Origin of the sequence: Butyrivibrio sp. AE3006 (assembly GCF_000424165.1) — a bacterium.
Lineage (GTDB): Bacteria > Bacillota > Clostridia > Lachnospirales > Lachnospiraceae > Butyrivibrio.
In genome coordinates, this window is sequence record NZ_AUJJ01000011.1 from 110,199 (window position 1) to 122,550 (window position 12,352).

A 12,352-nucleotide genomic window follows, 5' to 3' on the forward strand; every position below is an offset into this window, starting at 1 on the left:
TATAATGATGTTCTGCTCTTACGTGTACTTGGCAAAACTATAATGTACATATTCAAATATTAATATTTTAATAAGGCTGAAGAACATAAGCAGTGCATGCAGGGATATCAAGACCACCGCCAAAATCTATTGTATCACCGGTTATGAGATCATGAGCTCTTCCTGCTCTTGCATTGAAATCCACATGAACCGGATTATCATCAGCATTAACAGCAATCATAACTCTGTCGTCCTCAGTCTCACGCTCAATTATACAATATTTATTCTGAAGAACCAGCTGCTTCATATCACCATATTGCAAAGCTTTGCTTTCCTTCTTTGCTTTATAGAGCGCTGCGATTACATCTGTAAGTTCATTCCACTCCGGCTTATCAAAACACGCTCTAAGAGCGGGATCTCCTTCTGACTTGTGCGCTTTAGCTCCCCATTCAGAGCCATAATAAACCGTAGGTATTCCCGGCATTCCAAACATCATTGCATAGATAAGCGGAAGATGTCTTTCGTTATTAAGGTTACTTGCTATTCTTGATACATCATGATTATCCACAAATGAAAGCAGATGCTCACCTCTGTACATGCACCAGTTTTCAGGACCAAACTGACGAAGAAGTGAATGAACTATCTCAAACATATTCATAGAATTAAAGCTTGAGAAAAGCCCTTTATAGCACTCATAGTTTGTAGCACTGTGGCAAAGCTCCGGTCCCATAACTTTGTGATAATCGCCGCCGATCATCTCACCCACAAGGAAAAAGTCCTCTTTTCTTGCAAGCATTGAGCCTCTGAGCCTTTTGATAAAATTCTGTTCAAGGCAATATGCCACATCAAGCCTTAAACCATCGATATCGTATTCGTCAATCCAGCTGTTTGCAGCATCAAGAAGATAGTTAACGACATTCTCATTCCACAGGTTCAGCTTAACAAGATCGTAGTTACCTTCCCAGCCTTCATAATAAAGACCGTCATTATAACCGTTATTGCCATCAAAGTTAATATGAAACCAGTCCTTATACTCACTGTCCCATCTCTTTTGAAGCACATCCTGGAATCCGAAAAAGCCGCGACCCACGTGATTAAATACTCCATCAAGAATTACCTTAATGCCTTCCTTATGAAGCTTATCGCAGACCTTTTTGAAATCCTTATTAGTGCCAAGACGTACATCGATCTTTTTATAATCCCTTGTATTATAGCCATGGGTATCGGATTCAAATATAGGATTAAAGAGCACTGCACCAACACCAAGCTTTTTAAGGTGCGGTATCCAGTCTATAACCTTTAATATCCTATGCTCCTGTTTGCCATCATTTTCAAACGGTGCCCCGCAAAAACCCAATGGATAGATTTGATAAAAACCTGTTTCGTATGCCCACATAATTTTCCCCTCAAACAAATATTGATATACGAAAGTTATAAGTTATTAATGATATACGAATTGCTCCGTTTCTTCGAAACTCTCGCAATTCTACAAATATTCGGAAACCGCTAATTTACTTCGTAAATTGCTACTCTACGTTCCACTTCGGTCGGCGCAGTGCTGATGTCCCCTGGACATCATGCGCCCTCATATTTGTTAGGGTCATGAAGTCAAAATGCTCAACATGCAAGCATGCCCGCATTTTTGACTTATGACACCTATATCAATTATATCAGTTTTCTCTTCTATTTATGCCAAGTTTTTCACTTTTGGGTCTGGTATTTCTTCTAAACTTATCAGCTGATGCCTTTTTATGCTTTGCACCTTTACCTGCATCGGAGAAGAATCCGCCCTTTTTACCATCCTTGGAGAAGAATTTCTTCTTACCATCCTTATCTGATGAGAAGCCTCTTCCTCTGCCGCCGCGGTCCTTATCTCCGAAGAATCCCTTGCCGTCACGTCTTCTGTCACCAGTTCTCTTGCCATCACGGAAAGAATGACCTCTTCTTGGAACCTTAAAGTCAATCTCTGCAGGAGCCTTACCCATCTTGAGTTTGAGAAGACCTGCTGCAAGCTGCTCTGCTGTATATTCGCCCTCATCGATTTTCTTCTGAACAAAGTCATAAGCATCGCCGACTTCGTTATTCTCAATAAGGTCAATAACCTCTGAGAATACCTTTCTTGCCTTTGCTCTCTGAACCTCCTTAACAGAAGGAATATCGTTTTCTTCGATCTTGGTGTGGCAGATTCTCTCTATTTCGCGAAGCTTATACATCTCTCTGGGTGTAACAAGGGTATAAGACTTACCGCTTTTACCTGCACGGCCTGTTCTGCCTATTCTGTGTACATAATATTCTGTATCTTCAGGAATATCGTAGTTAAATACAGCAGTAACTCCGCTAACATCGATTCCTCTAGCAGCAACGTCTGTTGCAATAAGGAAATCAGCCTGTCCGAATCTGAAAATATTCATAACAGTATCCCTCTGATACTGTGAGAGATCTCCGTGTAGACCTTCAGCTCTAAAGCCCTTCTTCTTAAGACTTGATGTAAGCTCATCTACTCTCTTTTTGGTATTACAGAAAATAAGACTTCTCTTTGGCTGATTGTATTCAATAAGTCTTGTAAGAGCTTCCTCCTTATAAACCTGAGGAATCACATAATAGCTCTGTTCAATGGCCTTAACTGTGATCTCTTTGGGAGTCATACGGATGTACTCTGCGTCGTGCTGATACTTTTTGGTGATCTGCAAAATAGGCTCAGGCATTGTTGCTGAGAAAAGAGCTGTCTGTCTCTCTTCAGGCATACCTTCAAGAATGGTCTCAATATCATCCCTAAAGCCCATATCCAGCATCTCATCAGCTTCATCAAGAACAAGGATTTTAACATCCTTCATCTTCATGGTGTGACGTCTCATGTGATCCATTACACGTCCGGGTGTACCTACAACTATCTGAACTCCTGATGAAAGTGCTCTTATCTGTCTTGAAATGTCCTGACCGCCATAAACTGCAAGAACCTTTATTCCATGCATGTATTTACCAAAGCTTCTAAGGTCATCGGCTGCCTGCATTGCAAGCTCTCTTGTGGGACAGAGAATTACTGCCTGAAGATGCTTTGATTCAGGATTGATGCTCTGAAGTGTGGGTATACCAAAGGCAGCAGTTTTTCCTGTTCCTGTCTGGGCCTGTCCGATAAGGTCTGTACCTCTCATCATCACAGGAATCGCAGCAGCCTGAATGGGTGACATGTATTCAAATCCCATCTCTGTAACTGCACGAAGAACTCTTTCATCAATTCCTTCAGCCTCATCATATCTGATACGTGTATCTTTCTTTTCCTCTTCTTCCATTACGTCTTTTAAAATATCTGACATTCTTACCTCTTTCTTTTTATAAAAAATGGAGGACAACATTTAAACAATAAATGCTGTCCCCCACTAGCATTACTAAATTAAATTGCTCCGCTCATAACGTCTTTATTCTTAATAAGATAATCAACAAGCGAAACTATAGTGAGCACAAGTGCTATATACATTATTATCGTTGTTACTACCTGCAACTGTCCGATATTGGCGATCATTAAAATTACCATTATCATCTGGAAAGTTGTTTTGAACTTACCCCAGTAGCTTGCGGCTATAACCCTTCCCTTTTCAACTGCTATCAGTCTGAAGCCGCTAATTATAAACTCTCTTGCGATAATCACAACCACTATCCAAGAAGGAATTCTGCCAAGCTCTATAAGGCAGATCATGGCGCTGCAAACAAGAAGCTTATCCGCAAGCGGATCCATAAATTTCCCAAAATCTGTTACCAGATTATATTTTCTGGCGATTTTGCCATCAGCCAGATCAGTTAGTGAAGCAACTACGAAAATCGTGAGCGCTATCCACTTATCTGGCTCCCCAAAAATCGGTACAAGTAAAAATACTACAAAAAACGGAATAAGTAAGACTCTAAATACTGTAAGTTTATTCGGTAAATTCATCCTGGTCCCCCTCCACAATAAGTTCCCCAACCAAATCGTAATCGTTGGAACCTGTAATCTTAACTTCTACGAACTGTCCGCTCATAAGATCAAACGGTACATTCATTATAAAAATATATCCATCTACATCAGGCGCATCCATAAAGGTACGACCAACGTAGGTATAACCATATTCGTCTTCGTCATCATCAGTAATTCTGCCCTCAATTACAACAGAAACTGTCTGACCTACACGATTCCTTGCAGCCTCAAAAACTATCTCCTGCTGAAGCTCCATAATCTCATCGCGGCGCTGTTCTTTGATATCTTCATCAATCTGCTCCGGCATCTCGCCTGCAACAGTGTCCTCTTCCTGGGAGTAGGTAAAACAGCCAAGTCTGTCAAATCTCATCTCTTTTACAAACTCCAGTGTCTCCCTATGATCCTCTTCAAGCTCTCCCGGGAATCCTGCGATAAGAGTCGTTCTTAAACATATATCAGGAATTCTCTCTCTGATGTATTTTATTCTCTCAGTAATCTCAGCTCTGTTGGTCTTTCTTCCCATCATTCGAAGCACATGGTCAGAACCGCTCTGAATAGGGATATCAAGATAATTACAGATCTTAGGCTCATTTGCTATGGTCTCTATCATCTCGTCTGTAATCTCTTCGGGATAACAGTACATAAGCCTTATCCAGTTGATACCTTCAACCTTGCAAAGCTCTTTAAGAAGTTCTGGTAACTTCTTCTCTCCATAGAGATCTACTCCGTAAAGTGTTGTCTCCTGTGCAACAAGAATCAGCTCTGAAACACCTTTATCAGCAAGTGTCTTTGCTTCAGCAACAAGCTCATCCATAGGAACTGAGCGATATCTTCCTCTTACCTTGGGAATTACACAGTAGGTACAGTTTTTATTGCAGCCCTCTGCAATCTTAAGATAATTGAACTGACCGCCTGTAGTCTGAATCCTTTTCCTGTTTCCTACAGGCTTTTTATCAAGACTGTCCAGATACTCTTTCTCAGATAGTGATTTTTCTGAATCAGCGTTCTCTTCAAGAACAGAATCCAAAGCTTCTATAATATGCTCGATTGATGCTGTACCGATAATTCTGTCAACCTCAGGAATCTCCTTAAGGACTTCATCACGGTATCTCTCAGCAAGACAGCCCGTTACAATAAGCGCCTTATACTGACCGGAAGTGCGATACTTCGCAAGATCAATGATAGTGTTGATACTTTCTTCCTTAGCATCACCAATAAAGCAGCATGTGTTTACTACAGCTGCTTCAGCGATCTCTTCATCATCTGTGAATTCATGACCTCTGCTGGATAGCATTCCGAGCATAACCTCGGAATCTACACGGTTTTTATCACATCCAAGTGATACAAATAAGATTTTCATAGATTATTATCTATTACTCCTCTGTAGTGATCTCTTCGTTCTCTGCAGTAAGAGCAGCCTTCTCTTCGTCAGAAAGAATGCGAAGCTTATCTTCATTGAGCTCGTCAACAGCGATTGAAAGGAATTTCTCCTTATCCTTAACCTTTACCATAGGCTCATCACCTGCGATAAGCTGTCTTGCTCTCTTAGCTGTAGCCATAACGATTGAATATCTTGAGCTGATGATAGGCTCATTACCTTCCTCAACGTCCTTATTAACTACCTTCATTAAATCTACGTATGACGGATGTATCATCTTTTTCCTCCATTAAAAACATAAGTTTATTATAGCTTATTTAAGTTCTGAAAGCTGCTCTCTGATGCTGTTAATAAATTCCTCATTACGATCAGGTGTATAGTGAGCTGCCTGTATGATTTCATGCATTGTGGTAACGCATGTATCAAGATCATCATTGATTATAATATTATCATATTCGTCAATACCCTGTCCCTCTTCTTTTGCGCGAAGAAGTCGGCCGTGTATGACATCCTCTGTTTCTGTTCCTCTGCCGATAAGTCTCTTCTTAAGCTCATCAACTGATGGCGGAGTTACAAAAAGAAGAAGTGCTTGTGGAAATTTCTTCTTAATCTGAAGTGCTCCCTGAATCTCGATCTCAAGGATTACATCTTTTCCCTGATCCAGCTTCTCTTCAACGAAGGCCTTGGGCGTACCATAGTAGTTACCTACATAATTTGCATATTCAACAAGTCCGTCCTCAGCTATAAGCTTCTCGAATTCTTCTTTTGTTACAAAAAAGTATTCTTTTCCATGGGTCTCACCTGGTCTGGGATTCCTGGTGGTAGCTGATATTGATAAAGCATAGTTATCATACTTGCTTAAAAGAGCCTTCATCAGTGTGCCCTTTCCGGCACCTGAAAATCCGGAAACAACGACAATAATACCTTTATTATTCATCTAAATACCACACTTCCTTTGCGGCTTTGTTTTAACCCGCAATAGAGCTGATAATAACACAAAACTACAGGTACTGACAAGCATTTATTCAATATTCTGAATCTGTTCGCGGACTTTCTCAACGTCTGTCTTAAGAGAAATTCCTCTGTCTGAAATCTCAAGATCTGTTGACTTAGACAAAATAGTGTTGGATTCTCTGTTCATCTCCTGAGCAAGGAAATCAAGCTTACGTCCGATTCCGTCCTTGTCATCGCCCTTATTAAGTTCATCCTTCATAGCCTTAATATGACTGCGAAGTCTTACAAGTTCTTCATCAACAGAAACCTTATCAGCATAAAGTGTAACTTCCATAATAAGTCTGTTCTCATCAACAGCCTTATCTTCAAGAAGCTCTTTTACCTTATCGCGAAGTCTGTTTCTGTATTCCTCAATAATGATAGGTGATCGCTCTGTGATAAATTCAACGCTATCCATCATATTGGAAAGCTTCTCTTCAAGGTCCTGTCTGAGGAATTCACCCTCTCTTGATCTGGATGCAGCAAACTCCTCACCGGCGCCATCCACAGTTTTTTTAAGCTGCTCCCACATTTCATCTTCATTGGGCTCAACATCTTCCATGCTGAAAACATCGGGATATTTGGATAAAGAAGATACTCTGATATCGTTATCAATTCCAAAGTCCTCTGACATCTGCTTTAAGTAAGTCAGATACTCTTCAGCGATTGCTTTATTGTACTTAACCTTTGAATCTGTCTCTGAAAAATCTTCATAAGAAATGAAAACGTCTACCTTGCCGCGCTTAATGAATTTCTTAAGCTCGTTTCTGATCTTGGATTCCAAAGCATTGAACTTCTTTGGCATTTTGATGTTGATGTCAAGATAACGGTTGTTAACCGACTTCATCTCAACGGTAAATTTGTGCTTCTCGTCTGCTACTTCACAGCGTCCGTAGCCTGTCATACTGCAAACCATAAACCCTCCTGGATTATTGAAGATTAAGAACGAAATATCACTCTTCGTTCTATCCAATATTTTCTATTTGGTAATTCTATTTTTACATACAATCCTGATAGAAATACCTCATTAATAATATGATGAAATGGCAGTATTCGTCAATGTTTTAGGAGTTTTAATGCACCATTTAATGAATATTATTCCACTTCCTTAAGTGCTGATATATCAGTTCCTATAACCATGGAATAATTGGTGTAATAAACCACAAATCCAGGCTTTGCACCACCCGGTTTTTTCACATCCTTGCGCTTTAAATAATCGATCTCAACCTTGTCCTGCTCTCTGCCCTTGGAATAATAGGCTGCAAGAGCTGCCGCCTCTTCAAAAGCTCTGTCCGGAACTTCTTTACCCTCAGTAATAAGAACAACGTGGGAGCCTGGAATCTTCTTGGCATGGAACCACCAGTCACCGCCGTTTGCCACCTTGAAGGTAAGCTCATCATTCTGATAATTATTCTTTCCAACATAAATATGGAAGCCGTCACTGCTTATATAGTGGAAGGGCTTACTCTTTGATTTCTGGGAGCGGTTCTGCTTTCCGTTTTTACCCTTGCCGCTTATTCTGTCAGCAGCACTTCCCTTTATGTAACCGCCTTCAATAAGCTCTCTTCTGATGTCAGTGAGATCCTCTTCCTGCCTTGCTATGTCAAGAGATGCTGCTATTGACTCAAGGTGAGATACGGTCTCAGCGACCTCCTTCATCTGAACCTCCAAAGCTTCTGCAGTACGCTTCATCTTTGTGTATTTGTCAAAATACTTTTTCGCATTCTGTGCGATTGTAAGCGTGGGATCTAAGGTGATCTTTACATCTTTTCCTGTATTGTAGTCGTTTACAGTAATTGATGTGGCTTCAGGCTCAGCATTATATCCGTAAACAGTTAAAAGCTCGCCATAGATTCTGTACTTATCCTTTTTCTCTGTATCCTTAAGCTGATTGGTCTGAAGATCCAAAGTCCTTATATTTCTCTCAAGAACAGTACTTACAACCTTTCTAAGATCAGCAGATTTTTGTCTGATCCTGGTAACTGCATTTTTCTCTGAATAAAAATGTGTAAGAAGCTCAGATATATCATCAAATTCTCTATAGTCAGAGTCATCTCCGCTGTGATACATGGTAAGAGAAATCGCAGCATATTCCTTGGGCTTATCGTTTATATAAACAAGCTCGGGAGTAAACTTACCTTCTCTTACAAGACTCATAACTTCGTCAAAGGCCGACCAAAGCTTCTCGCATTCAACATTTTCAAGAGCAATGGCTGACTTATCACTGTCAACGTCAGCTCTATAGCAAATCTCCTGAGAAATCACAGGGGAAAGGCCGGTAAAGCTTCCATAAAGCGCCTTGAAAACAGGCTGCCCTTTAGAAGAAATAAGGCTCATGAATTCATCCTTAGTACATTCAAGAGGATTTAATTTACTCTGGGTATCAGGGACAAAATACTCTCTTCCGGGAAGAACCTCTCTTACCGAGCTTACGCTTGATGGGATATGTTTTATAGCATCAATTATCTTATTGTCTTCATCAATGAAAATAATGTTACTGTATTTTCCCATGAGTTCAATAAGAAGAGTCTTATGCCTTAAATCTCCCATTTCATCGAGATGCTCAATCTCCATTCTGATAATTCTCTCAAGAGAAGGCTGATCGATAGAAATTATCTTGCCGTTTTGAATATGCTTTCTGAGAAGCATGCAAAAATTAGGCGCAGTCATGGGACTCTGCTTATTCTCATCCGTCATATATACAAGAGGAAGTGATGCATCCGAGGACATAAAAAGTCTTCTCTGACCGCCGCCATTTTCAACAGCCTTCCTGACGGTGATCAAAAGCTCATCCTTCTCTGTCTGTGCAATTTTATAAAGTCTGCCACCAATAAGCTCTTTCTTTAAATCTCTGACAATATTGGCAACAGTTAATCCATCAAATGCCATAGTAAACCTTTCTAAATGTAAAACACCAATAAGTTAAAACAAGGCTTTGGCCTCTTTACAATTACATAATGTGAACCTTCTTAAGAAGTCTCACCATACTTCCTCCCTTAGGGAATGATAAAAGCTCATCCTCTGTAACAGCCTTGGTTTTCACCATCATAAGGGCATATACAATAACTGCCACAAACATAGCCGCTGCAACAGAAATGAAATTAACAAAATAGTCACTTCCAAGGAAAAGCCCAAGCAAATAATCAAAAAGTCTGTATACAAGGAATGCGAAGATTCCCATAAAAGCTGCTGATAATCCCGGTAAAAGATAAAGCTTTTTATAATCCTGAAATACATCCAGGTATCTTCCGATCGCAACCTCATTTAATACGCACATCATCAGCGAATAGACTATTGTGACTATAGCAAGGGACTTGTTGCCAAGGTCTGTATTGTTAAGCAAAACAACAAGAACAACAGTCTGCACCGCCAGTGCAATGGCAGCGTTTATAACAGGAATATTTACTTTACCGATACCCTGTAAAATCGCATTACTTACAGTTGAAAGTGAATAGAAAATAACTGTAATTGCAAGAAGCTGCATCAAAACTCCGGCTTCATGAAGCGTTGATTTTTGAGGGAACAGAAGCATCAAAATAGGCTCTGAAAGTGCAAAGAGTCCTGCTGCTGAAGGAATTGCTATCATCATTACAATCCTATTTACCTTCGCAACAAGCGTAGCTGTACTCTCATAATTCTTCTGAGCATAGTATGTGGAAATGCTGGGCATAATTGTAGCAGCCGCAGCAGATGCAATTCTTATAGGGAAGTTCGTTATAACAACTGCTTTACTTGAATACACACCAAATCTGGTAATAACCTCATTGTGAGGCAGTCCCTTAACACCTGTCATAATCTTTGAAAACAGTGTCTGATTAAGGGATGTTGATAACTGATAAATAAAGGTGCTGAAAATAAAAGGTGTAACAAACATGATTATCATGATAAATATCTCTTTATAAGTCATATCCTCATGATGGTCATGTATAACTTTTCGCTGTATAAAATCCCTGTTTAGTCTGTATACCAGGAACATGAAAATAAGTGCAATTAAAACTCCTGAGCCTGTACCCAATGCACTTCCTACAGCACCGTACATAGCTCTTGTGGAATCATCACTGCCCTTGGATATGGCAAACCTAACCAGAAAATATGCTCCGCCTACAGAAACAACCGCATTCAAAATCTGCTCAACAAGCTGTGAAACACTGGTGGGAATCATGGTCCTATGGGCCTGGAAAAAGCCTCTTAGAACACCCAACGGTCCAAATATAAATATAATAGGTGCGAAAACCCTGACAACAGGAATAGAGTGTCCATCAAGGAAAAGCGGTGCCCCGAAGAAAACAAAGAGACTACCTAAACCTCCCATTATGCACACATAAATAAGCGCACAGTGAAAAATTCGCTGTGCGTTGCGATACTCGTGAACAGCAAGCTTCTGGGAAATGATCTTACTCATTGCAGAAGGAATGCTATAGGACGAAATAAGCAATACAATATTATAGATGTTGTAGGCACTACTGTAATAACCGTTACCTTCATCACCGATTATCCCGGTTAAAGGTCCACGGTATAACAGTCCGATAACGCTACAAATTAAACCGGCTGATGCAAGGATTCCTCCCTGCATCAGCATACTTTTCTTTTTACTCATAATAATCAGGGTCTAAGCCAATCGTACATCTCCTGATATTTGGAAGCAGACACCTTCCAAGAGAAATTGGCTGCCATTGCTCTGTCAATCATCTTATTCCACTCACGCTTGTTATCATAGAATACACGCTCTGCTTCACGTACAGTATGCATCATCTCATGAGCATTGTAATTAAGGAAACCAAATCCTGTACCCTTACTCTCAAACTGATTGTAAGGCTCAACTGTATCTGTAAGACCGCCTGTCTGTCTGACAATCGGAATAGTACCGTATCTCAAGGCCATCAGCTGTGAAAGACCGCAGGGCTCAAACAGTGAAGGCATAAGGAACGCATCGGAAGCGGCATAAATCTTATGTGACAAAGGATTGGAATAATAAATATTAGCAGAAATCTTGTCACTGTACTTCCATGCAAAATGCCTGAACATGTTCTCGTACTGCTCTTCACCTGTTCCAAGAACTACTACCTGAATTGCATCCTGGCAAAGCTCATCAAGAACATAAGCAATAAGGTCAAAGCCCTTCTGATCTGTAAGACGGGAAATGATACCGATCATCATGATCTTATCATCCTCGGGAAGTCCAAGCTCTCTCTGAAGTGCTCTCTTATTCTTAGACTTTTCTTTACGGAAATTGATGGCATTATAAGGGTGATCTAAGAATTTATCCGTCTCAGGATTGAATTCGCCATAATCGATACCGTTTACAATACCTCTGAGATCATTAGTACGAGCTCTTAAAAGGCCATCAAGACCCTCTCCGTAGAACTCAGTCTTAATTTCTTCCGCATAGGTGCTGCTGACAGTTGTAATAGCGTCAGCATATACAATACCACCCTTTAACAAATTGGCATCCTTGTAATAGCCAAGCTTGTCGGGAGTGAAATAATAATCAGGAAGTCCTGTAATATCCTGTACATCCTTAGCGTCCCATTTTCCCTGGAACTTAAGGTTGTGGATAGTCATTATGGACTTAATACCACGGAAAAATTCATTACCCTGGAATCTCTCCTTGAGATAAACAGGAATAAGTCCTGTCTGCCAGTCATGACAGTGAATGATATCCGGTCTAAAGCCAATTACAGGAAGAATTGAAAGTGAAGCTTTGCTAAAGAACGCAAATTTCTCAATTTCCCAAAGTACATCTGAACCGTAAGGAGCCATTCCGCTAAAGAAGTACTCATTATCGATAAAATAATACTTAATGCCATCTACTTCGGCATAAAAGATTCCAACATACTCACTTTTCCAGTGGAAATCCATGTAAAAGTTGGAGACATATTCAAGCTTATCCTTCATCTCCTGTGACATACATGAATACTTGGGAAGTACAACACGCACATCAAAATATCTGGGATCAAGCTCTTTGGGAAGTGAACCTACAACATCAGCGAGTCCTCCTGTTTTGATAAAAGGTACACCTTCAGATGCTACAAATAAAATGTTCTTCATGCGAA

The 12,352-nt window shown here is 40.2% G+C and carries 10 protein-coding genes; all 10 read right to left on the bottom strand.

What is annotated here, in order from left to right; all coding sequences use genetic code 11:
* Positions 1–67: 67 nt before the first annotated feature.
* The 10 genes from G603_RS0107760 to glgA all read right to left on the bottom strand — a co-directional run bounded on the left by G603_RS0107760 (position 68) and on the right by glgA (position 12,347).
* The gene (locus G603_RS0107760; protein WP_026669858.1) at positions 68–1,375 is read right to left on the bottom strand and encodes an alpha-amylase family glycosyl hydrolase; all 1,308 of its coding nucleotides are present in this window, start codon (positions 1,373–1,375) and stop codon (positions 68–70) included.
* Positions 1,376–1,649: 274 nt separating this feature from the next.
* A complete protein-coding gene (locus tag G603_RS19680; protein ID WP_051207620.1) occupies positions 1,650–3,293 on the bottom strand; it encodes a DEAD/DEAH box helicase in 1,644 nt (547 codons plus the stop codon).
* A gap of 77 nt (positions 3,294–3,370) precedes the next feature.
* Positions 3,371–3,907, bottom strand: coding sequence for a CDP-diacylglycerol--glycerol-3-phosphate 3-phosphatidyltransferase (pgsA, locus tag G603_RS0107770; protein ID WP_026669859.1), 537 nt, complete (start codon positions 3,905–3,907; stop codon positions 3,371–3,373).
* On the bottom strand, positions 3,891–5,288 hold the full coding sequence (rimO, locus tag G603_RS0107775; protein WP_026669860.1) for a 30S ribosomal protein S12 methylthiotransferase RimO: 1,398 nt from the start codon (positions 5,286–5,288) through the stop codon (positions 3,891–3,893). The genes pgsA and rimO overlap by 17 nt, the downstream gene beginning before the upstream one ends.
* Positions 5,289–5,301: 13 nt before the next feature.
* Positions 5,302–5,583: a DNA-directed RNA polymerase subunit omega gene (rpoZ, locus tag G603_RS0107780; protein ID WP_026523645.1), complete on the bottom strand. Its 282-nt coding sequence runs from the start codon at positions 5,581–5,583 to the stop codon at positions 5,302–5,304.
* Positions 5,584–5,619: 36 nt separating this feature from the next.
* Complete coding sequence (gene gmk, locus G603_RS0107785) at positions 5,620–6,243, bottom strand: guanylate kinase (RefSeq protein ID WP_026669861.1); 624 nt, start codon at positions 6,241–6,243, stop codon at positions 5,620–5,622.
* An 84-nt stretch (positions 6,244–6,327) separates the two neighbouring features.
* Complete coding sequence (locus tag G603_RS0107790) at positions 6,328–7,215, bottom strand: YicC/YloC family endoribonuclease (RefSeq protein WP_026669862.1); 888 nt, start codon at positions 7,213–7,215, stop codon at positions 6,328–6,330.
* Between the two features lie 179 nt (positions 7,216–7,394).
* Positions 7,395–9,188, bottom strand: coding sequence for an Rqc2 family fibronectin-binding protein (locus G603_RS0107795; RefSeq protein ID WP_026669863.1), 1,794 nt, complete (start codon positions 9,186–9,188; stop codon positions 7,395–7,397).
* Positions 9,189–9,249: 61 nt separating this feature from the next.
* Positions 9,250–10,896, bottom strand: coding sequence for a putative polysaccharide biosynthesis protein (locus G603_RS0107800; protein ID WP_026669864.1), 1,647 nt, complete (start codon positions 10,894–10,896; stop codon positions 9,250–9,252).
* Positions 10,897–10,901: 5 nt separating this feature from the next.
* The gene (glgA, locus tag G603_RS0107805; RefSeq protein ID WP_026523650.1) at positions 10,902–12,347 is read right to left on the bottom strand and encodes a glycogen synthase GlgA; all 1,446 of its coding nucleotides are present in this window, start codon (positions 12,345–12,347) and stop codon (positions 10,902–10,904) included.
* Positions 12,348–12,352: the final 5 nt, after the last annotated feature.

Bases quoted from the DNA above. Each gene is read 5' to 3' on its own strand.
- G603_RS0107760 (WP_026669858.1), bottom strand. From the start codon at position 1,375: ATGTGGGCATACGAAACAGGTTTTTATCAAATCTATCCATTGGGTTTT.
- G603_RS19680 (WP_051207620.1), bottom strand. From the start codon at position 3,293: ATGTCAGATATTTTAAAAGACGTAATGGAAGAAGAGGAAAAGAAAGAT.
- pgsA (WP_026669859.1), bottom strand. From the start codon at position 3,907: ATGAATTTACCGAATAAACTTACAGTATTTAGAGTCTTACTTATTCCG.
- rimO (WP_026669860.1), bottom strand. From the start codon at position 5,288: ATGAAAATCTTATTTGTATCACTTGGATGTGATAAAAACCGTGTAGAT.
- rpoZ (WP_026523645.1), bottom strand. From the start codon at position 5,583: ATGATACATCCGTCATACGTAGATTTAATGAAGGTAGTTAATAAGGAC.
- gmk (WP_026669861.1), bottom strand. From the start codon at position 6,243: ATGAATAATAAAGGTATTATTGTCGTTGTTTCCGGATTTTCAGGTGCC.
- G603_RS0107790 (WP_026669862.1), bottom strand. From the start codon at position 7,215: ATGGTTTGCAGTATGACAGGCTACGGACGCTGTGAAGTAGCAGACGAG.
- G603_RS0107795 (WP_026669863.1), bottom strand. From the start codon at position 9,188: ATGGCATTTGATGGATTAACTGTTGCCAATATTGTCAGAGATTTAAAG.
- G603_RS0107800 (WP_026669864.1), bottom strand. From the start codon at position 10,896: ATGAGTAAAAAGAAAAGTATGCTGATGCAGGGAGGAATCCTTGCATCA.
- glgA (WP_026523650.1), bottom strand. From the start codon at position 12,347: ATGAAGAACATTTTATTTGTAGCATCTGAAGGTGTACCTTTTATCAAA.